The organism is Bradyrhizobium sp. CCBAU 51627, from assembly GCF_028128765.1.
Classification (GTDB): Bacteria; Pseudomonadota; Alphaproteobacteria; order Rhizobiales; family Xanthobacteraceae; genus Bradyrhizobium.
In genome coordinates, this window is sequence record NZ_LBJG01000093.1 from 36,804 (window position 1) to 62,527 (window position 25,724).

Annotated in this window: 27 protein-coding genes; 12 read left to right on the top strand and 15 right to left on the bottom strand. The window is 64.5% G+C overall.

Features of this window, described 5'->3' with window-relative positions; all coding sequences use genetic code 11:
* Positions 1–41 precede the first annotated feature (41 nt).
* From XH88_RS37680 to pncA, 11 genes are all read right to left on the bottom strand, one after another.
* A complete protein-coding gene (locus XH88_RS37680) occupies positions 42–902 on the bottom strand; it encodes an ABC transporter permease (RefSeq protein WP_271673216.1) in 861 nt (286 codons plus the stop codon).
* Positions 899–1,828 (bottom strand): ABC transporter permease, encoded by a 930-nt coding sequence (locus XH88_RS37685; RefSeq protein WP_271673217.1) that lies wholly within the window; start codon positions 1,826–1,828, stop codon positions 899–901. Before XH88_RS37685 ends, XH88_RS37680 begins: the two co-directional genes overlap by 4 nt.
* Complete coding sequence (locus tag XH88_RS37690) at positions 1,828–2,814, bottom strand: ABC transporter ATP-binding protein (RefSeq protein ID WP_271673218.1); 987 nt, start codon at positions 2,812–2,814, stop codon at positions 1,828–1,830. Before XH88_RS37690 ends, XH88_RS37685 begins: the two co-directional genes overlap by 1 nt.
* Positions 2,811–3,794 carry an ABC transporter ATP-binding protein gene (locus XH88_RS37695; RefSeq protein ID WP_271673219.1) on the bottom strand — a complete coding sequence of 328 codons (984 nt, stop codon included), beginning with the start codon at positions 3,792–3,794 and terminating at the stop codon, positions 2,811–2,813. Before XH88_RS37695 ends, XH88_RS37690 begins: the two co-directional genes overlap by 4 nt.
* A gap of 3 nt (positions 3,795–3,797) precedes the next feature.
* Positions 3,798–5,435, bottom strand: a complete 1,638-nt coding sequence (locus XH88_RS37700; protein WP_271673220.1) for an ABC transporter substrate-binding protein — start codon at positions 5,433–5,435, stop codon at positions 3,798–3,800.
* 30 nt (positions 5,436–5,465) lie between these two features.
* The gene (locus XH88_RS37705) at positions 5,466–6,281 is read right to left on the bottom strand and encodes a sugar phosphate isomerase/epimerase family protein (RefSeq protein ID WP_271673221.1); all 816 of its coding nucleotides are present in this window, start codon (positions 6,279–6,281) and stop codon (positions 5,466–5,468) included.
* Positions 6,282–6,739: 458 nt separating this feature from the next.
* Complete coding sequence (locus XH88_RS37710) at positions 6,740–8,029, bottom strand: DUF1236 domain-containing protein (RefSeq protein ID WP_271673222.1); 1,290 nt, start codon at positions 8,027–8,029, stop codon at positions 6,740–6,742.
* A 104-nt stretch (positions 8,030–8,133) separates the two neighbouring features.
* Positions 8,134–8,514 (bottom strand): GrlR family regulatory protein, encoded by a 381-nt coding sequence (locus tag XH88_RS37715; protein WP_271673223.1) that lies wholly within the window; start codon positions 8,512–8,514, stop codon positions 8,134–8,136.
* A gap of 37 nt (positions 8,515–8,551) precedes the next feature.
* Complete coding sequence (locus XH88_RS37720; protein ID WP_271673224.1) at positions 8,552–10,585, bottom strand: NAD(+) synthase; 2,034 nt, start codon at positions 10,583–10,585, stop codon at positions 8,552–8,554.
* A gap of 150 nt (positions 10,586–10,735) precedes the next feature.
* The gene (locus tag XH88_RS37725) at positions 10,736–11,854 is read right to left on the bottom strand and encodes an alpha/beta fold hydrolase (RefSeq protein WP_271673225.1); all 1,119 of its coding nucleotides are present in this window, start codon (positions 11,852–11,854) and stop codon (positions 10,736–10,738) included.
* Between the two features lie 13 nt (positions 11,855–11,867).
* Positions 11,868–12,506, bottom strand: a complete 639-nt coding sequence (gene pncA, locus XH88_RS37730) for a bifunctional nicotinamidase/pyrazinamidase (RefSeq protein WP_271673226.1) — start codon at positions 12,504–12,506, stop codon at positions 11,868–11,870.
* A 239-nt stretch (positions 12,507–12,745) separates the two neighbouring features.
* Here pncA and glk point away from each other — a divergent pair, with 239 nt between their 5' ends.
* From glk to XH88_RS37745, 3 genes are all read left to right on the top strand, one after another.
* A complete protein-coding gene (gene glk, locus XH88_RS37735) occupies positions 12,746–13,714 on the top strand; it encodes a glucokinase (protein ID WP_271673227.1) in 969 nt (322 codons plus the stop codon).
* A 136-nt stretch (positions 13,715–13,850) separates the two neighbouring features.
* Positions 13,851–14,054 (top strand): hypothetical protein, encoded by a 204-nt coding sequence (locus XH88_RS37740; protein ID WP_128966278.1) that lies wholly within the window; start codon positions 13,851–13,853, stop codon positions 14,052–14,054.
* Between the two features lie 147 nt (positions 14,055–14,201).
* On the top strand, positions 14,202–14,357 hold the full coding sequence (locus XH88_RS37745) for a hypothetical protein (RefSeq protein ID WP_271673228.1): 156 nt from the start codon (positions 14,202–14,204) through the stop codon (positions 14,355–14,357).
* Positions 14,358–14,423: 66 nt separating this feature from the next.
* On the opposite strand, the gene XH88_RS37750 is transcribed toward XH88_RS37745, so the two are convergent.
* Together XH88_RS37750 and XH88_RS37755 are read right to left on the bottom strand one after the other, a co-directional pair.
* Positions 14,424–14,801 carry a response regulator gene (locus XH88_RS37750; RefSeq protein WP_271673229.1) on the bottom strand — a complete coding sequence of 126 codons (378 nt, stop codon included), beginning with the start codon at positions 14,799–14,801 and terminating at the stop codon, positions 14,424–14,426.
* A 109-nt stretch (positions 14,802–14,910) separates the two neighbouring features.
* Positions 14,911–15,708 carry a Spy/CpxP family protein refolding chaperone gene (locus tag XH88_RS37755; RefSeq protein WP_271673230.1) on the bottom strand — a complete coding sequence of 266 codons (798 nt, stop codon included), beginning with the start codon at positions 15,706–15,708 and terminating at the stop codon, positions 14,911–14,913.
* 484 nt (positions 15,709–16,192) lie between these two features.
* Here XH88_RS37755 and XH88_RS37760 point away from each other — a divergent pair, with 484 nt between their 5' ends.
* The 6 genes from XH88_RS37760 (at position 16,193) to XH88_RS37785 (ending at position 22,310) form a co-directional block, all read left to right on the top strand.
* Complete coding sequence (locus XH88_RS37760) at positions 16,193–17,533, top strand: ABC transporter substrate-binding protein (RefSeq protein ID WP_092290364.1); 1,341 nt, start codon at positions 16,193–16,195, stop codon at positions 17,531–17,533.
* Between the two features lie 138 nt (positions 17,534–17,671).
* Entirely contained in the window at positions 17,672–18,610 is a 939-nt protein-coding gene (locus XH88_RS37765) for a carbohydrate ABC transporter permease (RefSeq protein ID WP_271673231.1), read from the top strand.
* Positions 18,610–19,515: a carbohydrate ABC transporter permease gene (locus XH88_RS37770; protein WP_271673232.1), complete on the top strand. Its 906-nt coding sequence runs from the start codon at positions 18,610–18,612 to the stop codon at positions 19,513–19,515. Before XH88_RS37765 ends, XH88_RS37770 begins: the two co-directional genes overlap by 1 nt.
* 20 nt (positions 19,516–19,535) lie before the next feature.
* Positions 19,536–20,636: an ABC transporter ATP-binding protein gene (locus tag XH88_RS37775; RefSeq protein ID WP_271673233.1), complete on the top strand. Its 1,101-nt coding sequence runs from the start codon at positions 19,536–19,538 to the stop codon at positions 20,634–20,636.
* A 33-nt stretch (positions 20,637–20,669) separates the two neighbouring features.
* Positions 20,670–21,659 (top strand): hydroxyacid dehydrogenase, encoded by a 990-nt coding sequence (locus XH88_RS37780; protein WP_271673234.1) that lies wholly within the window; start codon positions 20,670–20,672, stop codon positions 21,657–21,659.
* A 165-nt stretch (positions 21,660–21,824) separates the two neighbouring features.
* Positions 21,825–22,310, top strand: a complete 486-nt coding sequence (locus XH88_RS37785; protein WP_271673235.1) for a hypothetical protein — start codon at positions 21,825–21,827, stop codon at positions 22,308–22,310.
* On the opposite strand, the gene XH88_RS37790 is transcribed toward XH88_RS37785, so the two are convergent.
* Positions 22,311–22,808: a DUF1993 domain-containing protein gene (locus XH88_RS37790; protein ID WP_271673462.1), complete on the bottom strand. Its 498-nt coding sequence runs from the start codon at positions 22,806–22,808 to the stop codon at positions 22,311–22,313.
* Between the two features lie 114 nt (positions 22,809–22,922).
* Between XH88_RS37790 and XH88_RS37795 the strand changes: the two genes are divergently transcribed.
* The 3 genes from XH88_RS37795 to XH88_RS37805 all read left to right on the top strand — a co-directional run bounded on the left by XH88_RS37795 (position 22,923) and on the right by XH88_RS37805 (position 25,305).
* A complete protein-coding gene (locus XH88_RS37795; RefSeq protein WP_271673236.1) occupies positions 22,923–23,714 on the top strand; it encodes a transporter substrate-binding domain-containing protein in 792 nt (263 codons plus the stop codon).
* Between the two features lie 169 nt (positions 23,715–23,883).
* Positions 23,884–24,774 (top strand): DUF2147 domain-containing protein, encoded by an 891-nt coding sequence (locus tag XH88_RS37800; RefSeq protein ID WP_271673237.1) that lies wholly within the window; start codon positions 23,884–23,886, stop codon positions 24,772–24,774.
* A gap of 174 nt (positions 24,775–24,948) precedes the next feature.
* On the top strand, positions 24,949–25,305 hold the full coding sequence (locus XH88_RS37805; protein ID WP_271673238.1) for a hypothetical protein: 357 nt from the start codon (positions 24,949–24,951) through the stop codon (positions 25,303–25,305).
* 10 nt (positions 25,306–25,315) lie between these two features.
* On the opposite strand, the gene XH88_RS37810 is transcribed toward XH88_RS37805, so the two are convergent.
* Entirely contained in the window at positions 25,316–25,720 is a 405-nt protein-coding gene (locus tag XH88_RS37810) for a (R)-mandelonitrile lyase (RefSeq protein WP_271673239.1), read from the bottom strand.
* Positions 25,721–25,724: the final 4 nt, after the last annotated feature.

The window sequence follows — 25,724 nt, forward strand, 5'->3', positions numbered from 1 at the left end:
TGCCCTGGATTTCGCTGCACTCCATCCGGGCTACAGGCGCCCTACTGCAAGGTCGGATCCAATCGATCCCGCAGCCAGTCGCCGATCACCGAGACCGCCAGCGTGGTCACGACGATGGTGGTCGCCGGCGCCAGCATGATCCAGGGCGCCCGGGTCAGGTACTCGCGACCATAGCTGACCATGTTGCCGAGGCTGGTCATCGGCGGCTGCACGCCGAGGCCGAGGAAGGACAGGCCCGATTCCATCAGGATCACCTCGGGGAAGACCAGCGTGGTCGAGACGATCAGGGTCGAGGCGATGTTGGGCAGGATGTGCCCGATGTAAATCCGCGCCGGCGTGGCGCCGAGTTGGCGGACCGCGGCCGCATAGCCCTGCGCATTGGCGGCGATGGCGAGCCCGCGGGCGATGCGGGCGTAGCGCTCCCAGCCGAACAGGCCCATCAGGCCGATCAAGAGCGGCAGCGAATTACCGAAGAAGGCCAGCACGGCGAGTGCCATGATCAGGAAGGGCATGCTGGCCTGGAAGTCGGTCAGCATCAGCACGAGCTGCTCGACGGCCCCGCGGAAATGCGCGGCAAGGAAGCCGAGCGTGGTGCCGACCACGGCCGAGATCGCGGTCGCCCCGAACGCGATCAGCAGCGAGATGCGGATCGAGACCAGCAGCCGCGACAGCACGTCGCGGCCGAGCTCGTCGGTGCCGAGCCAATGTGCGACATTGCCGGGCGCCGCGAGCCGGTTGCGCAGGTCGAGCTGGGTGTAGCCATAGGGCGCGATCTTCTGCGCGAGTGCCGCGATGACGAGCATGGCGACGATCCAGCCGATCGCGAGCGCGACCGCCCCTGGAATGGCCGGCAGGCCGATGCGGCGGCGTACTGCGCCGTCCTTTAGCGTCGCGTCGGTCATGCATGCGCTCCCTTGGCGCGCAGCCGCGGATCGAGGAAGCCGTAAAGGACGTCGACGATCAGGTTGGACGTCACCATGGCCAGCGCGACCAGCAGCAGGATGCATTGCACGACGGCAAGGTCGCGGTTGGCGACGGCAACCACCAGCAGCCGCCCTACTCCGGGCCACGCAAACACGCTCTCGACCACGACCGCGCCGGCGATCAGCGTACCCACCATGAAGCCGAGGATGGTCACGGTCGGGATCGCGGCGTTCGGCAGGGCATGCGACGTCACCACCTTGCGCCACGGCACGCCCTTGGAGGATGCTGTGCGGATATAGGGCTGGCCCAGCACCTCCAGCATGGCGCTGCGGGTGAAGCGGGCCAGCACGGCGGCGCCGCCGAGGCTGAGCGTCGCGATGGGCAGGATGGCGTGACGCCAGCTGTCCTGTCCGCCCGACGGCAGCCAGCCGAGCTGCACGGCGAAGATGAGGACGAGCAGCAGCGCAAGCACGAAACTCGGCACGGTGAAGCCGGCAACCGCCGTCATCATCACGGCACGGTCGATGGCCGAGCCCCGATGCAGCGCGGCGTAGATGCCGGCGGGGATGCCGAGCGCGACCTTGAACACGAAGGCCGGCAGCGTCAGCGCCAGTGTTGCGGGAACGCGCTCCAGCACGAGATCCATCGCGGGCCGCCCATCGCGCATGGAGCGGCCAAGCTCGCCCTTGGCGATGGCGCTGAAGTAATCGAGATACTGGAACCAGATGGGATCATCGAGGCCCCAGGCCTTGCGGAAGGCGGCAAGCACTTCCGGTGGCGCCTCGGGTCCCAAGATCATCAGCGCGGGATCGCCCGATAGCCGCAGCACGACGAAGGCGAAGGTGACGACGAGGACGATCGTCAGCGCGGCGCGTCCGATGCGCATGGCGAAATAGCGTCCCATCAGGCCGCATCCCGCGTCTCGGCGCCCGTCACGAGATGGCAGGCGACCTGCCGGTCACCGCCTACGCTGGACAACGTCGGCACCTCGCTTGCACAGCGCGCGATGGCGCGCGGGCAGCGCGGATGGAAGGCACAGCCTTGTGGCCGCGCCGCCGGGTTCGGAGGATCGCCAGTCAGCACGATGCGGCCGGCACTGCGTCGGCCGGGCGCGGGCGAAGCCGAGACAAGCGCCCGAGTGTACGGATGTTCGGGGTGCGCAAAGAGATCGTCGGCGCTGCCGATCTCGACGATACGGCCGAGATACATGACCGCAACGACGTTGCTGATCTGCCTGACAACGCGCAGATCGTGGCTGATGAACAGTAGCGTGAGCCCAAGCTGCGCCTGGAGATCGGCGAGCAAGTTCACGACCTGCGCCTGGATCGAGACGTCGAGCGCGCTGACGGGTTCATCACAGACGAGGAAGTCCGGTTTCGTCGCCAGCGCCCGCGCCAGCACGATGCGCTGACGCTGTCCGCCCGAGAGCGCGCCCGGATAGCGGGCGCCATGCGCCGGCGTCAGCTCGACGGCGCGGAGCAATTCGCCGACGCGGTCTTCGCGCTCGGCCGGCGTGCCGAGACCGTGAATGTCGAGCGGCTCGCGGATCTGGGTCGCCACCGGCAAGCGCCGGTCCAATGCACCCAGAGGGTCCTGAAAAATCATCTGCATGCGGGCGCGCTGAGCGCGCCACGCCTTTGTCCCCACGGCTGCCATCGGCTGGCCATCGAACCTGACATCACCGAGATCGGGCGGCTCGAGGCCGAGCACGATACGTCCCGTCGTGGACTTGCCCGAGCCGGACTCGCCGACGAGACCGAGCGTTTCGCCCTTGCGGATGCCGAGCGACACGCCATCGACCGCATGGACGGCCGCAGCTCGGCCGAACATTCCGGAGCGCATGGAGTAGCTGCGCGAGATCGAAGACACCTCGACGAGCGGGGCGCTCATTCGGCGGCGGTCCCGAGCAGCGCGCGGCGCGAGGCCTCAGCCCGAATGCAGGCGACGGTGCGATCGCTCGCAATCGGCGCAAGCGTTGGAGCGGCAAGTCCGCACGGCTCCGCGGCCAGCGCGCAACGCGGCGCGTAGGCGCATCCATCGGACATGCGCGCGGGATCCGGCACAGTCCCGGGGATGGCGGTGAGACGGCGGCGTGGTCCGTCGAGCGGCGGCAGGGCGCCGATCAGGCCTTGCGCATAGGGATGCACGGGGTCGGCAAAGAGCTGGTTGCTGGGGGCCTGTTCCACGATACGGCCGGCGTACATCACGGCGACACGATCGCAATTCTCGGCGACCACGCCGAGATCGTGGCTGATCAGCACCATGGCCATGCCCATCTCGCGGCGAACGGAGGAAAGCAGCTCCAGAATTTGGGCCTGGATGGTGGCATCGAGTGCCGTGGTCGGCTCGTCCGCGATCAGCACGTCAGGATTTCCGGCGAGCGCCATCGCGATCATGATGCGCTGGACCTGCCCGCCGGAGAACTCGTGCGGATAGGCGGACAGCCGCCGCGCCGCATCGGGAGTGCCGACGAGGTTCAGCAGCCGCATCGCCTCGGCCTTTACGGCCTCACCTTGGAGATCGCGATGCAGCGCCAGCGCCTCGGAGAGCTGCTTGCGGATAGTCAGCACCGGATTGAGCGCGCTCGCCGGGTCCTGGAAGATCATGGCGATCCGCCCGCCCCTGATCTGGTCGAGTTCGTGAGCTGGCGCGCCAAGAAGTTCGCGCCCATGGAGCCGGACGGAGCCCGTGACCTTCGCATGCCGCGGCAACAGGCCGAGCGCGGCGAGCCATGTCACCGATTTGCCCGAGCCGGACTCGCCGACGAGGCCGAGGGCCTCGCCTTTGCCAAGAGCGAGATCGACGCCGCGCAGAACCGCAACGCCATTGAAGGCGACGCTGAGGCCCTGGATGCTGACCAGCGGCACCACGCCTTACACCTCGAAATTGCCGGCGCGGAAATCCATCGCGAACGCCGGCGAGGCCTTCCACTTGATCGATTTCGGCTTGGCCGTGAAGGTCGCGTTCTGGTGCAGCACCGTATAGGCGGGATCCTCGCGCTCGGCGATCTCCAGCATGCGGCGGAACGCCTTCTTGCGGGCGGGGCGATCGGTCGAGGTCTCCAGGAATTCGGAGAGCTTGTTCAGCTCGGCATTGGTCCATTCGCCGATCTGCTGCTGCTGGCCGTTCGGGCCATGCTGGGCGACCAGCGAGGACACGGGATCATTGAAGGCGGCCGAGTTCGACCAGTCGCGCATGGCACGGCTCGGCGCACGTTCCATGATCTGGGACCAGTTTTCCTTGGTCTCGATCTCAACGTTGAGGCCGACCGACTTCCACATCTCGACCAGAACCTGCGCGGTCGCGACCTGATTGGTGTAGTAGTTGTTGAGCAGGCGATACGGGATCGGGTCGCCCTTGTAGTTGGCTTGCTTGAGCAGATCCTGCGCGAGCTTGGGGTCGTAAGCCGGCACGTCCCAATCGGCGTTGAACATGTCGCCATAGAATTCCCACTGCAGCCCCTTCGGCACCCGGGTGCGGCCGGCCCACAGGCTGTCGACGATGGCCTGGCGGTCGATCGCGTGGGTGAAGGCGCGCCGCACCAGGGGATTGGCCAGCGCGGCGTGGTTCTTGTCGAACACGGTCAGGCGGTGATTGAGGATGGTGCCGCCCTGCACTTCGAACGCTGTGTTCTTCTCGATGCCGGCGATCTGGTCCGGCGGAATGTCACAGGCGAACTGATATTCGCCCGAGAGCAGCCCGTTGATGCGGCTGGCGACTTCAGGCACTTCGAGGAAGCGGATGCGCTTGAGCGGCGGGCGGCCGCCCCAATATTCGTCGTGAGCTTCCAGCGTCAGCGACACGTCGGGCTTGAGCTCGACGACCTTGTAGGGACCGGTGGTGACAGGCCTGCGCGCCCAATCGAGATAGCTTGCGGATTCATCCCAGGCGCGGCGGTTCATGATGTCGGAGCCATAGCGCGACAGGCGACCCTCGATGGTTACGTCGGGCGTCGCGTTGTAGAATCGCACCGTGTACTTGTCGACGGCATCGACACGCACGAGGTCCGGCCAGATGCGGCGCGCGACCGCGGGCACATCAGGCGGCAATTCCTTGCCCGGGCGCGGCGTTGGGATCTTCTCGAACGCCTGGATGGTCGAGCGGCTCTTGGCCTCGGTCTCACCGAACATGCGCTCACGGCTGAAGGTGAAGACGACGTCTTCGGCCGTCAGCTCGTCGCCATTGTGGAATTTCACGCCCTTGCGCAGCTTGACCTCGACGGTCTGGTCGTCGATGCGGCGCCATTCGGTGGCAAGGCCCGGCACGGCCTCGAGGTTGCCACGCCAGTTCTTGGAGATCAGGCCCTCCCAGATCGACGAGAAGAACACGCGCTCGCCGACATTGGACTGCTCGCGCAACACGTCGAGCACGTTGGCGTTGGTGACTTTCTGCACGGCAATCGTCACCGAGGGACGGCTGTCGCCTTGCCCGATGGCAAAGCGCGGCAGCAACAGCGTGCCCGCGGCAGCGCCGCCGGACTTGAGGATGGCGCGACGGGTGAGCTTGCTCATGGCGGTGGACCCCTGCCCTCTGTGATCTGGCTATTCCGCGAGACCGAGCGCGGCGAGATGCGCTGCGCCCTTGCGGACGTCGTCGTGATTGCGCAGCTCGAGGATCAGCCGCGGGTTGGACGTCAGTCGGCCAAGTGCACGGAACACGGCGACCCAGGGAATGTTGCCTTCGCCGGGCGCCCAGTGCCGGTCGGCGAAGCCATCGGTGTCCTGCAAATGCACGTGCGTCAGCATGTCGCCGGCGGTCTCGACATAATAATCGACCGGCGGCGCGCCCGTGGAGACGTGGGCGTAGTTGGCGTGGCCGGTATCGAGCGAGACGCGGACCTTGCTGCTTTCGAGTGCCTTGGCGAGACGCACGCGGTCGCGCGGATCCTTGTCCTCGATGTTCTCGATGACGATCTCGCAGCCGACGGTTTCCGCGCGCGCGATCACCTCGGCCAGCGTGGTCTTGACGCGCTCCACGAGGTTGGCGCGGTTGTCGGGATAGAGATCGAGATTGTTGTGGTCCCAGGTCGTGAACGGCGAATGCACCACCATCTGCGTCGCGCCGAGAAATTCGGCGGCCTCGAGCCCCTGAAGCAGGCGCTTGGTCACAGCCTGGCGTATCATCGAATCATGGCTGTCGATCTTGAAGCCCCAGAACGGGCCATGAATGCCAAGCCGCCCGGTATGGCCCGAGAGCATCTGCTTGATGTCGGTTGCAGCACTTCGCCAGTCGCCATCGAGCAGATCAGCGCGGAAAAAATCCTGGATTTCGAGATCGCGCTGCCGATCGAGAAGCCAGTCGCGGTGGGCTGGGATTGATTTGATGGACAATGCGGCGCCCAACACCGGCTTCGACATGACTTGCTCCGTGATCGTCAGCGATGACGGGAGCAGCGCTAGACCAGTTCAATGACAGGCCGGTGAAATGTCGGCTCCACGAGCCGCAGGAGATGTGGACATCATGTCGCGCGCGGATCGATCTCGGACTGTGACGAGCGGAGCGAGCGCAGACGCACGCATCCGCCCGCCGATCAAGCACGATTCCGTCCGTAGTGATCCGGAATGGAATCCTAACCATCCTTCGCGTACATCGCCCGACATCGATCGGCGGCCACTTCCACGGGCATCACCCTCTGATCGCGCAACATGGGGGTGGGGGACCACATGGGGCGGGGGATTGAAGGCTGGGGCAAGGTGACGAGGTCCGGACTCCTAGGCACTCCGGACCTCGGAACTTTTCAGATTGAACGCAATTTCGCGCCACCGGCTCCATGAGCCGCGCGGCGCGAAGTCGTTTCAACACCTCGTTTGGGCGACTAGCGCGTTTGCGGCTCGAGCGTCACGGTGCAGTCGTCCTGCCCTTGCGTCGCGACCACGATATCGCCGGCGGCTGCACCGAGCGGGATCGGAGCGGATGCGCCGCCGCCGGGCATCTGAACCGTCACGCTCAGCGAATCCGTGCGTGCGCTCGAGCCCACCGTTGACGGTTCGGCTTCGGCCACGTTGCCGGAGGCGTCGCGCCGCATGATCCGGCAATTCACATTGCTGCCGCCGGCGGCGGCCATGCTCGACGAGGCGCTGCCGCTCAGTTGCGCGCGGGCTCGCGACGGATCGCGCGGCACCTCGCTGACGATGCGATGCGTCCGCGGCTCCACGATGACGACGTCATCGTCCGTCGCGAAATACTCGTAGTCGCGGTATTCAGGCTCGATCGAGACGATCTCGGGCGGCAGCCGATAGAGATGCACGCGCGGGGGAATCGTCTCGCCGACCCGGATCGAGATGTTCAGGTTGCGCTCCGGCTCCGCCAGGTGCTCGCGGCTCAGCGTTTCCGAGAGTTGCACCTGCTTCTGCGAGGTCACGCGGGCCTGCTGATTGACCTGCGTGTTGGTCTGGGTGGCCTGATTGGCTTGATTGGTTTGCGTGCCAGTGGCGGGCGGTGCGCTCTGCGCGGCGTTGTTGGTCGGAGGCGTCCGGCTGGTGTCGGTTGCCGTGGCAGGCCGGTTGCCCTGCTGCGCGGGCTGCTGCTCCGCCGCGTTGCGCGCAGGCTGACTCTGGTTGCGCTCGTTCTGGTTGGTCGCCGCCCCGGTGCGCTCGTTGTGCTGGCCAGCGGGACCGCTCTTGGATTTCTCGGACTCGGCCGTTGATTTCTGCGGCGCAGACTTTTCGTGCTTCTCCTGCTTCGTCTCGGCGCGGTTCTTGTCGGCGTCGCGGCCCGTTTTCGCGCTCTCGGCCTCCCGGTTGCGATCTTTCGACGGCTCGCGGGATTCCTGTGCGTGTTCCCTCGCATTCGGCGCGTTGCGCTCGGCGGCATTGGCCGGCTGGCGCTTCTCGTCATTCGCCTCGTGCTTGGCAGCGCTACCCTTTTCCTCGCGGCCGGCGCCCTGCAATTTCTCCTGAGCGCCCTGCGCATGCTCTTGAACACGTTCTTGGCCACGCTGCTGGACACTTTCATGGGCTGCACCACCACGCTGCGGCGCAGCGCCTCTTGCCGGTTCCTCGGTCCGTCTCGGCTCGTCCTTCCGCTCGGGCGCCTGGGCATAGGCGAGCCCGGACGCGAGCATCAGGCCAATGGCCGCGGTCGATAACATCAAATGCTTACGCATGGTCCCTCTCCTCGACAATTCGCAACAACAGCGCGAACGCTCTGTCGCAGCGAATGTTCCTGAGCGGGAACGTCGCTCCTCACCCATGAGAGGATCAGGCGCGCTTACATCGCGTCCTTCAGCGTCAGCCGCGCCGTGAAGGTCACACTGGTCTTGCCGACCAGCGCCATGCCGTCGATCTCGGCACCGCCTGCCGAATAGTCACCTGAGAAACCGCAGGTGACCTCTCTGCCGCCAAAGGCGAGCGTCTTGCCGACGGCTTCGGTATGCTGATTGACGATCATGTCGCCGCGCCACTTGCCGTTTCGGAACGTGTAGCTGCCGGTGTAGTAGAAATAGCTGTCGCCGCCCATGATGCGCCCGTCGCAGAGCACGACCACGCCCCGCGCCTGCCCGCGCTTGCCATCACGCATTTCGATGTCGAAGACGTAGAGGCCGTTGACGACCCCGGTCTCTTCGCCCGCTTCCGACCCGCCGCCGGACATCAGATCATCTCCCGATAATCGCGATCGCCCGCATCGATCAGCCTGGCACGTTTCGCTCGAGATCCTCGAGCCAGGCCGCCGCGATCGAATCCGACGGCGCGCGCCAGTCGCCGCGCGGCGAGAGCGAGCCTCCGGCGGAGACTTTCGGTCCGTTCGGCATCGCCGAGCGCTTGAACTGGCTGAACGCGAAGAAGCGACGCAGGAACACCTCCAACCAGCGGCGGATCTCCGCAAGATCGTACGCCTTGCGTTTGTCGGCCGGAAACGCCGGAGGCCATTCGCCCGTGGCGACGTCCTTCCAGGCATGCAGCGCCATGAAAGCGATCTTGGACGGCCGCAGGCCGAAGCGCAGCGTGTAGAACAGGTTGAAATCCTGCAGCTCGTAGGGCCCGACCGAAGCTTCGGTGCTCTGCGGCTTCTCGCCCGGCTTGGCCGGGACCAGCTCCGGCGAAATCTCGGCCGACAGAATCGAGGCCAGCGTTCCGTTGACATCGCCGCTGAACTGCTTTGAGGCGATCACCCAGCGGATCAGATGCTGGATCAGCGTCTTCGGCACACCCGCGTTGACATTGTAGTGCGCCATCTGGTCGCCGACACCATAAGTGCACCAGCCGAGCGCGAGCTCCGAGAGGTCGCCGGTGCCGATGACGATGCCGCCATGATGATTGGCCAGCCGAAACAGATAGTCGGTGCGCAGGCCCGCCTGAACGTTTTCGAAGGTGACGTCGTAGACCTTCTCGCCCGTGCCGAAGGGATGGCCGATGTCCTTCAGCATCTGCGTCGCGGTGGTGCGGATGTCGAGCTCCTGCCCGGTCGTCTTGAGCGCCTTCATCAGCGCCAGCGCGTTGGTCTTGCTCTCGCTGCCGGTGGCAAAGCCCGGCATGGTGTAGGCGAGGATGTTCTCGCGCGGCAGGCCGAGCAAATCGACGGCCTTGGCGGCGACGATCAGCGCGTGGGTGGAATCGAGGCCGCCGGAGACGCCGATCACGACGCGCTTGGTGCCGGTCGCACGCATACGCTGCACCAGGCCCGCAACCTGGATGTTGTAGGCTTCGTAGCAATCCTGCTCCAGCAGGCTTTCATCGCTCGGCACGAACGGAAAGCGCTCGACCTTGCGCAGGAAGCCGATGTCGGCGGAGGGCGGCTTCAGCGCGAAGCTGATCTTGCGGAAGCTGCCTTCGCGTTGCCGGCGGTTGTCGTCGAACGTGCCCATCAAGGCGCGCTCCTGCCGGAGCAGGTCGAGATCGACGTCGGCATAGGTGACCTGACCGCCCTGACGGAACCGCTCGCCCTCGGCCAGCAGCACGCCGTTCTCGTAGATCGAGGTCTGGCCATCCCAGGCGAGATCGGTGGTGGATTCGCCTGCCCCCGCGGCCGAATAGACATAGGCCGCGAGGCATCGCGCCGAAGTCGACTGGCACAGCAACGCGCGCGAGCGCGCCCGGCCGATCGTGATCGGGCTGCCCGAAAGATTGATCAGCACGGTGGCGCCGGCCAGCGCGAGCTCCGAGGCCGGCGTCACCGGGATCCACATGTCCTCGCAGATCTCGACGCCAATGGTGAGGCCTGGGACGTCCTCGGCCGCAAACAGCAGGTCGGTCCCGAATGGCGCCTCGAGCTTGCCGATGCGGATGGCCTCACCCGCGATGCCTGCGCCGGAGGCGAAATGGCGTCCTTCGTAGAATTCGCGATAGGTCGGCAGATAGCTCTTGGGCACGACGCCGAGCACGTTGCCGCGATGAATGACGACGGCGCAATTATAGATGCGATGGCCGAAGCGCAGCGGCGCACCGACGATCAGGACGGTCATGAGCGCTGCGGAGGCGTCGGCAATCGCGGCAAGACCGCGCTCGACCGCGTCGAGCAGCGGGTCCTGCTTGACCAGATCCTCAATCGCGTAGCCGGACAGGCACAACTCGGGAAACACGGCAACCGCCACCGCCTGGTCATGGCAGGCGGCGGCCGCCGCCAGGATGGCCTTCGCATTGGACGTGGGATCCGCCACATGAGACGTGGTGACGCAGGCCGCGACGCGCGCAAATCCGTGGGCGTAGACCGAGTGGAAGCTCATCGAGCAGAGGACCCTTAAATCTTATCGGAAATCTTATCGGAGCGGCCGCCGCCGGCTCTGGACTCTATTTAGCCCATCGACCCGGCCCCGTGCAGGCCATCCACGATCATGCATAACGGATTTGCAGCTTCGCCGGTCCCTGCGTGAGCATCAGGCGCTCCGCGCCAGGACATTGGACAGGTCATCGCGCAGCCATTCGGCGATCCGGGGCCATGCGTGCGCATGGGTCCTCGCGCCCATGAACAGGCCGAGATGGTTGCTCGGCTCGGATGCCGCGGCAATGAGAGCCGGCGCTGTGCCGACGAGACTGGCGGTCGCGAGCGCTTGCGTGGCCGGCACGACATCGTCGTCGAGCCCGGCCAGCAGAAAGATCGGCGCCTTGACGTCTTTCAGATCGATGGCGCGGCCGAGCGCCGTGAATTGGCCAGAGGCGATGCGGTTCTCCCGGAAGATCCAGTTGACGATCTGGAGATAATAGGTGCCCGGCAAATTGAGCGTCTCGGCGTTCCAGCGATCGAAGCGCGCGAGCAGGGCCGCGCCCTCCTCGTCCGACAGGTCTCTCTGCAGTGCCAGGGCGATGTCGTCAGGGCCTGGTGCTTTCGACCAGACATGCAGCATCTCGTCGCCGCTGACATTGCCGCCGCCGCGCGCGACGAGCTGGTCGTAGACCATCTCGGGCGCGCTGCGGGCGAGTTGCGACAGCCGGGACTCGACCGAGAGATCGACGGGCGCCCCGACCAGAACCAGCCGCCGCACCTTGGCCGGAAAACGCGCCGCATAGAGCAGTGACAGCCAGCCGCCCTGGCACAGGCCGACCAGATCGACCGGCGCGCCGATCTCGTCGACGGCGACGTTGAGATCGCCGAGATAGCTGTCGATCGAAAAATGGCGCATCTCGGGTGAGGCCGAGCGCCAGTCGGTCAGATAGACCCGATCGTTGCCGCCCCGTTGCAGGGACTGCACCACGCTGTGGCCAGGGGCGAAATCGGCGATCAGGGCCCGATGCAGCGCATAGGGCGCGCAGACGAGCGTCGGCTGGCCGGATCGCGTCCGCGAGCAGTCGCGCAGACGCATGGTAGCCAGCTCAAGCGCAACTGTGGCGGGCGTGGTCCAGGGGAGTTCGCTCTCGCCCTGCTCCACCGGGCCGCGTTCCAGCCACCAGAAGCAGGCCTCCATCGCAAGCCGTGCCGCTGTAAACGGCCACAGCAAGGGAGCCTCGGGGACATTCCCCGTTTCACCCGGCGGCTTTCCGGCCCTCTCTTGCGCCATTACCGCATCGTCCTCACAGGAATGCCTCCAGACTCACGACAGAAATGCCGAGCTCCCTGAAGCTGCGATGAGTCGCCGCGACGGAGCCCTCGAGGTCGATGCCACGGCAGGCGTCCTCGATGACGGCAACGTCGAAGCCCGCCTTGCGCGCGTCCTCCGCGGAAAAGCGGACGCAAAAATCGAGCGCGAGACCGGCGACGAAGACGGTCTTCAGCTCGCGTTCGCGCAAATAGCCAAGCAGGCCGGTCGGCGTCCTCTTGTCGTTCTCGAACAGTGCCGAGTAAGAATCGATGCGGCGCCGAAAGCCTTTACGCACCACCAAGCTCGCCCGCCTGACGTCGAGATTGCCGTGGAATTCGGCACCAGCCGTGCCCTGGACGCAATGCGTCGGCCAGAGCACCTGGGTGCCGTAGTCGAGCGCGATGGTCTGGAACGGCTGCTTGCCCGCGTGGTTCGCCGCGAACGAGACGTGGTCGGCCGGATGCCAGTCCTGCGTCAGCACCACATTGGCGAATTTTTGGGCGATCCGGTTGACCGCCGGGACGACCTTCTCGCCGCCGGGAACGGCAAGCGCCCCGCCCGTGCAAAAATCGTTCTGCACGTCGATCACCAGCAGCACGTCGCGGTCGGATATTTTCATCGTAGGACCCATCTCATCCGCCCGGCGCAACGGACGCCAGCCGTTTTCGCCAGTGTCGATCTTCCCGCGGCGCTTCGCAACTGCCGGCATCCTGGCTGGCCAATGCCTCTGGATGCAACGCTTTGGGCTGGTCCGTGTTGACTAGCCGCGCCCAAGGACGGATTCTCCCGTGCCCGCGTCATGCGGAGCGGGATGAAGGAGTGGAGGAAAAAGGTTCCCGCGGCCCGCGTGGCCCCGGTGGCCAATTGATCATGAGTATCGGCAAGACAGGAAATATTCTTCTCGCCGATATCGGCGGCACCAATGCGCGGTTCGCCCTGAGCAATGGCGAGCAGATCGGGCGCATCGACTATGTGAAGGTCGCCGACCATCCGACGGTCCGGGAGGCGATCTCCGATGTGCTGCGGCGGGCCGACAGCGAGAAGCCGGTACGGGCCGTTCTGGCTGTGGCTGGTCCCGTCACCAACAACCGCTGCGTCATGACCAACAGCCCATGGGTGATCGACGGTAACGAGCTCGAGCCGGCGCTCGGCTTCGACAGCGTTCACGTGCTCAACGATTTCGAGGTGGTGGCCTGGTCCCTGCCCGCCTTGCAGCCGGCCGATCTGATCCCGCTCGGCGGCCAGGACGGCATGCCCGGAGAGCCGCTGCTTGTGGTCGGGCCCGGAACCGGCTTTGGCGTCTCCTGTCTGGTCGAGCGTCATGGCTCCCGGCTTGCGGTCGTCACGGAGGCCGGTCACGCCACCCTTCCGGCCGAGAACGAACGCGAGGAGCGCGTCATCGCCTCGATGCGCCGGCGCTTCGGCCATGTCTCCATCGAGCGCGGCGCCCTCTCCGGCTCCGGGCTGCAATCGCTCTACGAAGCGCTCGCCGAGGTCGATGAAGCCCAGGTGCCGCAACGCGATGCCGCCGGCATCACCAAGGCGGCGCTGGATGGGACCTGCGAGCTCAGCCGCGCGACGCTGGAGATGTTTTGTGCCATCCTCGGCTCCGTCGCCGGCAATCTCGCGGTGACCTTCGGTGCCAGGGGCGGCGTCTACATCGCCGGCGGGATCGTGCCGCGCTTTCCGAAATTCCTCGCCGCGTCCGCGTTCCGCGCGCGGTTCGAGGCCAAGGGACGCTTTCAGGATTATCTGCGTAACATTCCGACGCGTCTCGTCACCAAGCCGGACGCGAGCTTTGTCGGCCTGAAGATGTTCGCTGATCATACTGCGGGTTGAAGCGCTCCAGACCTAAAACGTCCGCTCATTCACAGCGGATCGCGCCAATGCGCAGCTCCACTCAGAATCGTGCTTGCCTGTCCGCTTCCAATAGGAAACAATTCGCGCGTGTGTGGCGTAAGTCCGGGGGCGTGACATGCGTAAACAGGATGTGGGTTTCGATTATCACCGCTATCACCGGCTATTGACCGAGGCGGACGATGACGACAAGCGCATGGCGCTGATCGAACTGTTGATCGAGGAAAAAGCCCGGGATCGGTTGGCTGCCCAGCGCGCCTCGGACCGCGCCGCCATGACCGCACACACCATCGCGACGGTGCTGCGAGCCGGCCGCAACTAAGACTTGCGGACTCTCGCGCCCGGCGGGGCCAGTCGGCCATCGATTGCGTTTCCGTTAAGGATCCCTGGCAATCCTGTGTCAAACTTTTTGCACTAAGAGTTCCCCTCACCTGATGCAATTCAGGATCAACACAAGGGGGGAATGAACATGAGCGTGATTTCGGTCGCCGACATGCCGGCTGACGTCCAGACCAAGTCGGGCGACTATTCTTTCAAGGCCATTGTCATCTTCTGCAGCATGGGACTTCTCGCCTCCGTCAGCCTGATGGCGCAGGGCGTCGATCTCAGCGCCGGCCTGATGTAAGAGACGGACTGATCTTTCGTCCCAAATGGCCGCCCCCTTTTCGGGCGGCCATATTCGTTGACGATGTCAGTGCGGCACCTTGGCGGCCGCATCGGGAAACAACGAGTCGATCATGGTCTTGAGTTGGTCGAGCGCGATCGGCTTGCGCAGGATCGGCCGGCGCCTGAGCAAGGACGGCAGCAATTCCGGCCCGTAGCCGGTCGCGAACAGGAATGGCTTGCCGCGGCGCTCGATCAAATCGGCGACGGGATCCACGTAAACACCCATCAGATTGATGTCGAGGATCGCGAAATCGTATTGCGCGGTCATCGCGAAGGCACTCGCATCGCGCACATTGTCCGCTTCCGCGACGACATGGTGGCCCAGCTCCTCCACCATGTCGGCGATCATCATCCGGATCAACGCCTCGTCTTCGACCAGGAAAACGGAGAGTCCGTCCGCCATTTCAACCTCGCAGCCACCTTGCGAAGCTAAGCATACCCGATTGCAGAAAGCATTCACGAATTCGTGGCAGGCGCCGTTAATTTCAGCGCGCCTATCCGATCCAACTTGATCAATCCATGCCGCGCTCATGGCTGAGGCGAACCATCTCCTGGATGAACACCTCCTTCTGCTTGTCGTCGAGGCTCGAATACAACGGTTCGGCGGCATCGGCGACGTTGCGCTGGTCTGCGGCGCGGTCGATCAGGAACTGCGCCTCGTTGCGCATCTGCTCGATGATGTCATCAGGCGGATCGCGCTTGGCCCGCGCAATGCGCAGGTTCAGCCGCTCCGCGCCATTATGCCCGAGATAGTGCATGGCGCTGGAGAAGCCGAACCAGTGCTTCTCCTGCTCGGGCGTGAGGTTCAGCTCGGTCTTGATCCGCTCGATATAGGAATCGCTATTGGCGACGATCTGCTCGGCGGTGAGCTGTGGCGCGCCGTTCTGGGTCAGGACCGCGACGTCCGTGCCATCCTTGTTGTCCTGGGGGGCGTTCTTGGCTTCCTTGGTCGCCTTGGTCCCCTTGCCCGCCTTGACGTTTTCCTTGACGTTCTTGGCATCCTTGTCCTTGGCGCCGGACTGTTTGGATGCGTCCTTGCTCGCATCCTTGGCAGCCGGAGCCTGATTGCCGCTGTTATTGTTGACGCCGAGCACACCGGTGAAGACGCCGACCACGCCCCCAATGGCGCCCCCGAGGACGCCACCGACAGGACCCGCCGCCTTGTTGCCGGCCGCGGCCCCGTCCTGGACGCCCCTGACCAAGCCTTGTGCGTTCGCAACGGCGGCCGCGCCGACCAGCAAGGTCAGCACGGAACCGAGCGCGAGCCATCGCCGCAGGCCAAGCCGCGCAGGCGGCGCCGGGTTGATCATCTGGGTCTCCATCTCGATGCCTACTTCTCACGAAACGGCAGGCGTCCTGCCGGCTGCAACTCTACTGTTTTCGCCACGCCAAGGTCCAGGCGCGGACCATCGCTGTCCCCGCTTCAAAGACCATGGCTTGAAAGGAGTTGGGCGCAAGGCGATTATGGAGGCTCATTCGGGACTGCGGCGTAATTGCGCACGAATCCTCCAGCGCCGCTTCACCTCGATGTGTGCGTCGCAAAATGAACCGCCCTGGCAGACGGTCGACGCATGCCGCGGCCTTCCCGAACACAACGTTAGTACTAGAGCGCGGAGCGTCCGGCTTTCTCGACAGACGCAATCAATCATGATCTGATCGCGCTACCAATTTGCCGCGTCTCTCCGTGACTTGCGGATGGCGCCAATAAGAAACTCCAAAAACCATGAGAAGAGAGACTCGGAAGAGTCAGAGGAAACGACAGAACAATAAGACACATCAAGGCGAGGAAACGAGATGTCACGCAAGAGACTGACGCGACGTCAATTTGTGGCTGCCACTGCAATGTCCTCTGCGGCGCTGATCACGGCGCCCTATGTCCGGGGCGCCTACGCCGCCGGCAAACTCTCGATCGGCTTCTGGGACCATTGGGTGCCCGGCGCCAACCAGGCCTCCACCGATCTCGTCAACGAATGGGCGGCGAAGGAGAAGGTCGAGGTTTCCATCGACTACATCACCAGCAACAACAAGAAGATCGAATTGACCGCCGCGGCCGAAGCACAGGCCAAGTCCGGTCATGACATTCTTCAGATGCCGAGCTGGTGGCCGCACGCCTATTCGGAGAATCTCGAGCCGCTCAACGACGTCATGGAGCCGCTCATCAAGCAGAATGGCGAGGTGAACGGCACCGTCAAATATCTCGCGCAGTCGGGCGGCAAATGGCTCGCGGTGCCTGCGACGCCGGGCAGCCAGATCAAGGGTCCCTGCTCGCGCATCGACCTCATGAAGAAATACGCCAATATCGACGTGCAGGAAATGTATCCGGCCGGCAGTCCGCCCAAGGCTGACAACTGGACCATGGATACGTTCCTCAAAGCTGCGGAAGCCTGCCAGAAGGGCGGCTTCCCGTTCGGCATCGGCCTCGGCGAGACCACCGACAGCGTCGATACCGCCGGCGCGATCTTCCAGTCGTTCGGGGCCGAGCTCGTCAACGCCAAAGGCGACATCACGGTGAAGACCGACCAGGTCCGCCAGGCCATGGAGTACTACAAGAAGCTGATCGCGTTCCTGCCCCCCGACGCGCCGTCCTGGGACGACGCTTCGAACAACAAATGGCTGATCTCCGGGCGCGGCGCGCTGATCATGAATCCGCCGAGCGCCTGGGCCGTCGCCAAGCGCGATGCACCCCAGGTGGCCGAGCAGTGCTGGACTCACGGCTTCCCGGCCGGCCCGAAAGGACGTTTTGCGCCCTTCCTGCCCTACTTCTGGGGGGTCTGGAGCTTCGGCAAGAACAAGGAAGCGGCCAAGAGCCTGCTGGTTCATTTGTCCTCGCCGTCAGCGATCGAGAAGTTCGTCTCGGTGAGCGGCGGCTATGACCTGCCGGCCTATGCGAACCTGACGAAGCTGAAGACGTGGGCCGAGGAAGGCCCTCCCAAGGGCACGCTGTTCCACTATCCGGATCCCTACCATCAGCAGACGCTGTCGATTGCCGCGTCACCCGCGCCGCCGAAGATCGCCCAGCAGATCTACTTCCAGGCGACGCTGACCAAGATGGGGTTGCGATTTGCCCGTGGCGAAACCTTGGAGCAGGCGCTCGCCTGGGCCGAGGGCGAGTGCGAAGGCTTCATGCGCAGTTAGACGGCGAGCGAGGGCGGCTTGCGCGACGCGCAGGCCGCCCAAGCCGCCACATTCGCATCCGTATGACAGCGAAGCCGATCCTCATGACCGGCTTCGCCGTTCGACCGTTTACAAGGAAGCTGATCCAGGGAAGCTGATATGGCCGATGTCGTCGTTGAGCAAGGTCGCGTCGCCCGTGCGGCGGGCGCGCGGAAAGGATCGAGCCTGCGCAACACGCTCGGGCGCAAATCGACCGTTGCGTTCTTCCTGACGCTACCGCTGATCCTCCTCATCCTGCTGCTCGTGCTCTATCCCGCCTTCTATTCGCTCTATCTGGCGACGCTGAACAAGGCGATGACGAAATTCGTCGGTCTCGGCAATTTCACCTTCCTGTTCAAACGCGAGACGTTCTGGATGGTGGTGAAGCAGTCCTGCATCTTTGCCATCACCGCCGTGGTGTTCAAGGCGCTGATCGGCTTCATCGTCGCGCATTTCGTCCACAACATTCCCGGCAAGAAGCAGCGCAAATGGCGCGGCATGCTGCTGGTGCCCTGGGTGATTCCGCCGGCGATGAGCACATTGGCCTGGCTCTGGCTGTTTGACCCCTCCTACAGCGCCTTCAACTACACCCTCTCTTTCTTCGGTGTTGGCCCGATCCCCTGGCTCGGCGAAACTTTCTGGGCGCGCTTCTCCGTCATTCTCGTCAACGTCTGGTACGGCGCGCCGTTCTTCCTGATCATGTATCTCGCCGCGCTGAAATCCGTGCCCGACCAGCTCTATGAGGCCGCGGCGATCGACGGCGCCAATTGGTGGCAGAAGATCTGGTACGTCACGTTGCCGATGATGCGGAACATCATCGCCATCACGACGCTGTTCTCACTGATCGTGACCTTCGCCAATTTCGACATCGTGCGCATCCTGACATCGGGCGGCCCGCTGGATACGACCCATCTGTTCGCGACCTGGGCATTCCAGGTCGGCATCCAGAGCAGCGACATCCCGCTCGGCGCCTGCGTCTCGCTGTTCATGGTGCCGATCCTCGCCGTCGCAGCGGTCTTCATCCTCCGCGACGTCTCAAAACGCGGGAACGAAGCCTGATGAGCACGATGGCAATCGACAAGGCCGGGCCTACCCGCAAGCTCGGCAGCATGAGCCGGGACCGCGCCTGGGCGCTGCGCTGGTCCTATTTCTTCCTGGTTCTGTTTGCGATCTTCTTCCTGACGCCGCCGGTCTACATGCTGATCACCTCGCTCAAGAGCAGCGCGGAGATTTCGGCGGCGACCAATCCGTGGTGGGTGTTTCATCCCACCCTCTCCAACTATATCGAGCTCCTGACCTCGAACCAGTTCCTGCGCTTCTTCTGGAATTCGTCGATCATCTCCATCGTGGTGGTGATCGTCACGATGATGATCAGTATCCCGGCAGCGTTCGCGCTGGCGCGGATGAAGTTCTGGGGCTCCGCGACGCTCGCCACCGGTGTGTTCCTCACCTACTTGATCCCGGACAGCCTTCTGTTCATTCCCCTGTTCAAGATGCTCGGGGTCGTCCAGGACCTCACCGGCATCACGCTGCTGAACCGCTGGTATGTGCTGGTGTTCATCTATCCGACGCTGACGGTGCCGTTCTGCACCTGGATCATGATCGGCTATTTCGCCTCGATTCCGAAGGAGCTCGACGAGGCTGCGATCATCGATGGTGCGTCCTGGCTCCAGACCCTGCTGCGGATCTTCATCCCGGTCGCGCTGCCCGGGCTGATCGCGGCGACGATCTTCGCCTTCACCGTCTCATGGGCCCAGTTCCTCTATCCCCTGGTGTTCACGACGTCGATAGACCAGCTCGTGCTGCCGGTCGGCATCACCACGACGCTGATCAAGGGCGACGTCTTCAACTGGGGGCAGATCATGACCGGCGCGCTGCTCGGCGCGGCGCCCCCGCTGATCATCTATGCCTTCCTGATGGACTACTACATTGCCGGCCTCACCGCCGGCGCGACCAAGGGTTGAAATCGAGAGGTTCAAGTTCAATGGCGGACGTTTCCCTGCGCAAGGTGATCAAGCGTTATGACGATGTCGAAGCGGTGCGCGGCATCGATCTTGATATCGCCGACCATGAGTTCATCGTCCTGGTCGGCCCTTCCGGCTGCGGCAAGTCGACCACGCTGCGCATGATCGCAGGGCTCGAGGACATCAGCGACGGCGACATCATGATCGGCGGCGACGTCGTCAACGACGTGCCGCCCAAGGACCGCGACATCGCGATGGTGTTCCAGAACTATGCGCTCTATCCGCATATGACGGTCGCCGAGAACATGTCGTTCGGGCTGCGGCTGAAGCACTACCCGAAGGCCGAGATCAAGGCACGCGTGACGGAAGCTGCACGCCTGCTCGACATCACCGATCTGATCGACCGCAAGCCAAAGCAGCTCTCCGGCGGCCAGCGCCAGCGTGTCGCGATGGGACGCGCCATCGTGCGCAATCCAAAGGTCTTCCTGTTCGACGAGCCGCTGTCCAATCTCGATGCCAAGCTGCGCGTGCAGATGCGGATCGAGATCAAGAAGGTGCACCAGAAGGTGCGCACCACGACCGTCTACGTCACGCATGACCAGGTCGAGGCGATGACGCTGGCCGATCGCGTCGTGGTGATGAACAAGGGCCGCATCGAGCAGATCGGCACGCCGAACGAGCTCTACCACAAGCCGGCGACCCGCTTCGTCGCAGGCTTCATCGGCTCGCCCGCGATGAACTTCATTCCGTGCCGGCTCGAGGATGCCGCCGGCACGCTCCAGATACGCCTGACCGACCGCATCGCCTTTGCGCTGCCGCCGGCGCGCGCCGCCCGCTACAACGCGCTGCCGCGCACTGACGGACTGCTGCTCGGCATCCGCCCCGAGCATCTCACCGAGTCGCACGCGCATCTGGATCCTGGCGTCGAGACCTTCGACACCGTGCTCGACGTCACCGAGCCGATGGGAATGGAGACGCTGGTCTATTTCGGACTCGACGGAACGCCGGTCTGCGGCCGCGTCAATCCGAATGCCGGCGCCAAGGACGGGGCACCCATGCGTTTGGCGATGGACCTCAACAACATGCACCTGCTAAACGAGCAGACCGGCGTCGTGCTGTGACGCCGGCCCAAGAAACGTAGCAAGCGGGGAGCGATGGCGACCAACAAGAAGAAGATTTTCGTTACACAGACCTTGTCGCAAGGGGCACGCGCCCTCCTCACCCAGCGGGACGATATCGAACTCGTCGAGTTTGCGAACCTGATCTCCGCCAAGGACTTTGAAGCTCTGCTGAAGAGCCATGCGCCGGTCCATGGCGTCGCGCTTGGCGCCACCGCCTTCGGCGAGACCGAGCTCGAAGCTGCCAGGGACATGAAGGTGGTGACCCGGATCGGCGTCGGCTACGACGCCGTCGATGTGCCCGCCCTCTCCCGCCGCAAGGTGCCGCTGATGGTCGCGGGCAGCGCCAACTCGCCCTCGGTGGCCGAGCAGGCGCTGTTCATGATGCTGACGCTGGCCAAGCGCGCCAACGAGATGCATTCCTGCGTCAAGGACGGCAAATGGGCCGAGCGCCTCGGCATGCTTCCCTTCGATCTCTACGGCAAGACCGTGCTGATCATCGGCTTCGGCCGCATCGGCACGCGCACCGCCAAGCGCTGCCTCGCGATGGAAATGAACGTCCAGGTCTATGATCCCTACAAGCCTGCCGCCGAGATCAAGGCTGCTGGCTGCGTGCCGGTTCCTGATCTCGACGCCGCGCTGCCCAACGCCGATTTCGTCACCATCCACTGTCCGAAGACGCCGGAGACCGTCGGCCTGTTCGACGCTGACAGGATCGGCCGGATGAAACCGAAATCCTACCTCATCAACACCGCGCGCGGCGGCATCGTGAAGGAAGCCGCGCTGTACGAGGCGCTGGTCTCCGGGAAGCTCGCTGGCGCCGGCATCGACGTGTTCGAGGTCGAGCCGCCCCCGGTCAGCAACGCTCTGTTCGCGCTGCCCAACGTCACCATGGCCCCGCATGTCGCCGGCGTCACGGTCGAAGCCGTGAGCCGCATGAGCGAGCAGACCGCGCGCAATATTCTGAGCGTGCTGGACGGCGATCCGATCAGGCAGAACGTCATCAATCAGGATGTTCTGGGCTGAGGCAAATCCGAAGACGGCTCACGAGCCGCCTTCGGAAGGCCAGAATGCGTCCCATTTTGGTGCAGATCGGGCCCCAACTCAGCCTTAATCAAGCTCGCGTAATGTATCCGGCCGCGGCGGCAGTGGGACAGACTTTGCCGGCCGCGTCGAGCTGGAGGATGGACCTTGTCAGAGATCGACCCGACCGACCACGCGCTGGCGACCATCGCCAGCATTCTGGAGCACCCCGAGCCCGTTCTTGTCGTCCGCGACACCGAGACGGAAACGGCGGCAGGCGATGACCATGCGGTCGTAGACGAGCATCAAGTCTCCCACGAGCATCAAGTCTCCGATGAGCATCCGGTGGTCGAAGTGCAGCCGCTGGTGCCTGAACACACTGACGCCGACGGCTACAGCAAGGTCGGCCCCGGGCCGATGGTGGCGATCCGCCTGAAATGGACTGTCCATCTCGGCGAGGACGGCCAGTACTACGTGCATGAAACCATCGGCGAGCAGTCTGCCCCCGTGGTCAGCGGCCCGATGACGAGCGAGGCAGCGGTACGCTTCGTTGACGAACACGAGAATGAAGCACATCGGCGCTTCGAGCTGCTGCGCAGCGAGATCGCCGGCCGCAGCTCGCTCGCCGATTACGAGCGCAAGGGCGAAGCGTAGTTACTTTCGTCCCAGAAAATCCTTCTTCACGAGCTCGACGCCTGCGTGCCGCAACAGGTCGTAGGCCGTCGTGACGTGAAAGAAGAATTGCGGGATGCTGTTGGTGAGCAGCAGCGTCCGCCCGGTGAAGGGCAGCTCGGTCCCGTTCTTCAGCCTGAAGAAGACCTTCAGCTCCGCAGCCGCATCGATCTCGGCGCGCGGCAGGCTTTCAATGAACTCGACTGAGGTGGCGATCCGCGCCTGAAGCCCGGCCATGTCGTGCTCCGGCGGCGGCAGCGCGACCGGATCGCATTGCGCCAGCAAGGCCGGTGCCACGGTGGCGTGGCGACAGGCCTCGCCGACCTGCTGCGCCAGATCGTACATGTTCGGCGCCAGCCGCATACCAAGCAGAACCGTCGGATTGAACTTGCGCGTCTCGGCATACGCAACGCCCTTGTCGAGAAGGACCGACAGGTTGCGCAGGTACGGCACGAACAGGCCCACCGAGGCATCGTACATCGAAAACGTCACGCCAATATTCCTTTCAATTCCGCCTCGCCAGAAACCGGTATCTGGTCTAAATCGGCGTCTCACGGGTTGCACAATGACAGCTTGGGCATGGGTGGAAAAGAGATGACCGTTCGAATATCCGTTCAATTGGCGGCTTTGGCCGTGATGGTGCTGGCAAACCTGTCGGCTTATGCACAACAGCCGGCCCCTTCGCGCCTCGACGAGATCATCAAGCGCGGCACATTGCGCGTCGGCATGACCGGCGACTACAAGCCCTTCACCTATCTGGACAAGACCACGCAGCAGTTCTCCGGCTTCGATGTCGACATGGCGGAGGCGCTGGGCAAGGCGCTCGGCGTCAAGGTCGAATTCGTTCCGACCGCCTGGCCGAAGCTGATGAAGGATTTCGAGGCCGACCAGTTCGACATCGCGATGGGCGGCGTCTCTGTGACGCTCGACCGCCAGAAGAAGGGTTTCTTCTCGATCCCGATCATGCGCGAGGGCAAGACGCCGATCGCACGCTGCACCGACACGGCCAAGTACCAGACGCTCGCCGACATCGACAAGAAAGGCACCCGCGTGATCGTCAATCCCGGCGGCACCAATGAGCGGTTTGCGCGCACCAACGTCAAGGATGCCGACATCACGGTGTTTCCCGACAATACCACGATTTTCGACCAGATCGCCAAGGGCAACGCCGATCTGATGATGACGGACGCCTCCGAGACCCGCTATCAGCAGAAGCAGCATGCCGGCGTGCTCTGCGCGGTCCATCCGGACAAGCCGTTCGACTTCTCAGAGAAAGCCTATTGGCTCCAGCGCGACATCGCGCTGAAGGCCTTCGTCGACCAGTGGCTGCACATCTCGATGGAGGACGGCAGCTACAAGAAGATCTACGCTGCCTGGTTCGACTAACCCGCGGCCTCCTGTCGCTGGCCCCAGCCAAACTTTGGACCGCCTCCCGGGTTATTGAACCCGAAACCGCCGGAGGGCGACTCATACCGTGACAGTGATCTGGATCACTTTTCGCGATCGGGCCGGCGCGTAAGCGTCGGTAGCGGGACCACCTGTTCGGGAGATGGACATGAGGAAGCTGTTGGCCACGGCTGCATTCCTTTTGGCGAGCACCGCCGCGCAAGCGCAGTACACGTTCGAGTATGGCGGCCGCACGATCCGGATCGATCCCGATCGTGGCACGGTGTCGATCCCTGGCGTCTACGACAACACCGGCCAGGGCAAGGTCAAGAAAGCCAAGAAGAACGACACCAAACCGGACCAGCAGGCCCCGCCGCAAGCCAAGGTCGATCCGCAAACGCCGGATACACCGGCGCCGGCCCCTGCTCATGGCGCCGCGCCTCCTGCAGCAGAACAAGCGCCTGCGGCACCCGCCCCGACTGCCGCAGCGCCCCCTCCGCCCCCTCCGTCAGCTGCTCCGCCTCCGGCGGCAACTGCCAGCACGGCGCCGGCTGAGGATGCGATGGTGCCGCCGCCTCAACCGGCGCCGAGCGCTGCGCCGGCGGTGGCCGCGGTGCCGCCCGCACCACCTCCGCCGCCGGCTCCGCCCGTGGCGACCGCACCTCCAGCCTCGCCTCCGCCGCCAGCGCCTGCACCCGCGCCCGTTCAGTCCGCTGCCGTTGCGCCGCCGGCGCCTGCCGCCGCGCCCACGCGCGATCTCAATTCGCCGCTCGGCGTCTGGCTCACCGAGGAGAAGGAAGGCAAGGTCCGCATCGAGCAGTGCGGCACAAATCTCTGCGGCTATTCGGTCGACAGCAAATCGAACCAGAATGGCGAGCAGGTCCTGATCAACATGAAGCCCGGCAAAGACCAGAGATGGTCCGGCCGCATCCTCGATCCCAACAGCGGCTCGACCTACGATTCGACGATCTCACTGAAGGGCACGGACCGCCTGCGCGTGCAGGGCTGTGCCTTCGGCGGCATGTTCTGCGGCGGCCAGACCTGGACGCGTGTGAACTAGGTTCGAGCGCCGCAACGAGACATACGGGGCCCGTGATCCGGGCCCTTTTCTTGTCCCACGATGTTGGTCCGATGTGCGTCATCTCACGCGGGAATTGCGCGCGTGACAGTCCTCACATCGCGGGTTCCGCGCCCGTGACACGATCCCCGCATGGTCAACCCATAGGAGCGTGTCATGAACGGGTTTCGCAAGAGTCTCCTCGCCACCACTATTGCTATCGCGTTCCCGCTCGCGCAGGCGGATGCGGCGGGCTCCGCCTTCGATGGCACATGGAACGTGCGCATCTCCTCATCGAGCGAGACCTGCGGCAACGGTGCGACCGTCGCGATCGGTATCAGCAACGGTCAGATCGCTTCGAGCAGCGCGGCGGTGACGGCGTCAGGCAAGGTCGCCGACGCCGGCAGCGTCAACGTCACCCTGGGCGCCGGCATCAAACACGCCGTCGGCTCCGGCCGGCTCAGTGGCACATCAGGCTCCGGCACATGGCGCGGCGCCATGTGCTCGGGCACGTGGACGGCGGAGCGGATCTGAACGGCCCCTGCTAGCCGAGCGGCGCCGAATATTCGGCGTCCGTGACGGGCTCGAGCCAGGTCGAGAACACGCCATCGAGCGCTTCCTGCATGGCGATGTGGCACATGCTGTTGTTTGGCGAGGCGCCGTGCCAGTGCACTTCCCCCGGCGGGATCCAGACGGTGTCACCGGGACGGATTTCCTTGACGGGGCCGCCCTTGGTCTGGACGCGACCGACGCCCGAAATGACGTAGAGCGTCTGCCCGAGCGGATGGTGGTGCCAGTTGGTGCGGGCGCCGGGCTCGAATGAGACGCGGGAGACGTTCAGCCGCGCCGGCGCGGGCGCCATGTTGATGGGATCCTGCAACACGGTGCCGGTGAAGTGTTCCTTGGGCGCGCGGCGGGTCGGCCGCGTGCCTGCGAGCGTGACATCCATGGGG

Excerpts from the sequence above, each read along its gene's own strand:
- XH88_RS37745 (WP_271673228.1), top strand. The coding sequence starts at position 14,202 with ATGAGCGTGATTTCGGTCGCCGACATGCCGGCTGACGTCCAGACCAAG.
- XH88_RS37805 (WP_271673238.1), top strand. The coding sequence starts at position 24,949 with ATGAACGGGTTTCGCAAGAGTCTCCTCGCCACCACTATTGCTATCGCG.
- XH88_RS37680 (WP_271673216.1), bottom strand. The coding sequence starts at position 902 with ATGACCGACGCGACGCTAAAGGACGGCGCAGTACGCCGCCGCATCGGC.
- glk (WP_271673227.1), top strand. The coding sequence starts at position 12,746 with ATGAGTATCGGCAAGACAGGAAATATTCTTCTCGCCGATATCGGCGGC.
- XH88_RS37710 (WP_271673222.1), bottom strand. The coding sequence starts at position 8,029 with ATGCGTAAGCATTTGATGTTATCGACCGCGGCCATTGGCCTGATGCTC.
- XH88_RS37780 (WP_271673234.1), top strand. The coding sequence starts at position 20,670 with ATGGCGACCAACAAGAAGAAGATTTTCGTTACACAGACCTTGTCGCAA.
- XH88_RS37775 (WP_271673233.1), top strand. The coding sequence starts at position 19,536 with ATGGCGGACGTTTCCCTGCGCAAGGTGATCAAGCGTTATGACGATGTC.
- XH88_RS37750 (WP_271673229.1), bottom strand. The coding sequence starts at position 14,801 with ATGGCGGACGGACTCTCCGTTTTCCTGGTCGAAGACGAGGCGTTGATC.
- XH88_RS37720 (WP_271673224.1), bottom strand. The coding sequence starts at position 10,585 with ATGAGCTTCCACTCGGTCTACGCCCACGGATTTGCGCGCGTCGCGGCC.
- XH88_RS37715 (WP_271673223.1), bottom strand. The coding sequence starts at position 8,514 with ATGTCCGGCGGCGGGTCGGAAGCGGGCGAAGAGACCGGGGTCGTCAAC.
- XH88_RS37795 (WP_271673236.1), top strand. The coding sequence starts at position 22,923 with ATGACCGTTCGAATATCCGTTCAATTGGCGGCTTTGGCCGTGATGGTG.
- XH88_RS37810 (WP_271673239.1), bottom strand. The coding sequence starts at position 25,720 with ATGGATGTCACGCTCGCAGGCACGCGGCCGACCCGCCGCGCGCCCAAG.
- XH88_RS37705 (WP_271673221.1), bottom strand. The coding sequence starts at position 6,281 with ATGTCGAAGCCGGTGTTGGGCGCCGCATTGTCCATCAAATCAATCCCA.
- XH88_RS37700 (WP_271673220.1), bottom strand. The coding sequence starts at position 5,435 with ATGAGCAAGCTCACCCGTCGCGCCATCCTCAAGTCCGGCGGCGCTGCC.
- XH88_RS37800 (WP_271673237.1), top strand. The coding sequence starts at position 23,884 with ATGAGGAAGCTGTTGGCCACGGCTGCATTCCTTTTGGCGAGCACCGCC.
- XH88_RS37770 (WP_271673232.1), top strand. The coding sequence starts at position 18,610 with ATGAGCACGATGGCAATCGACAAGGCCGGGCCTACCCGCAAGCTCGGC.
- XH88_RS37740 (WP_128966278.1), top strand. The coding sequence starts at position 13,851 with ATGCGTAAACAGGATGTGGGTTTCGATTATCACCGCTATCACCGGCTA.
- XH88_RS37725 (WP_271673225.1), bottom strand. The coding sequence starts at position 11,854 with ATGGCGCAAGAGAGGGCCGGAAAGCCGCCGGGTGAAACGGGGAATGTC.
- XH88_RS37790 (WP_271673462.1), bottom strand. The coding sequence starts at position 22,808 with ATGTACGATGCCTCGGTGGGCCTGTTCGTGCCGTACCTGCGCAACCTG.
- XH88_RS37760 (WP_092290364.1), top strand. The coding sequence starts at position 16,193 with ATGTCACGCAAGAGACTGACGCGACGTCAATTTGTGGCTGCCACTGCA.
- XH88_RS37690 (WP_271673218.1), bottom strand. The coding sequence starts at position 2,814 with ATGAGCGCCCCGCTCGTCGAGGTGTCTTCGATCTCGCGCAGCTACTCC.
- pncA (WP_271673226.1), bottom strand. The coding sequence starts at position 12,506 with ATGGGTCCTACGATGAAAATATCCGACCGCGACGTGCTGCTGGTGATC.
- XH88_RS37685 (WP_271673217.1), bottom strand. The coding sequence starts at position 1,828 with ATGGGACGCTATTTCGCCATGCGCATCGGACGCGCCGCGCTGACGATC.
- XH88_RS37755 (WP_271673230.1), bottom strand. The coding sequence starts at position 15,708 with ATGATCAACCCGGCGCCGCCTGCGCGGCTTGGCCTGCGGCGATGGCTC.
- XH88_RS37765 (WP_271673231.1), top strand. The coding sequence starts at position 17,672 with ATGGCCGATGTCGTCGTTGAGCAAGGTCGCGTCGCCCGTGCGGCGGGC.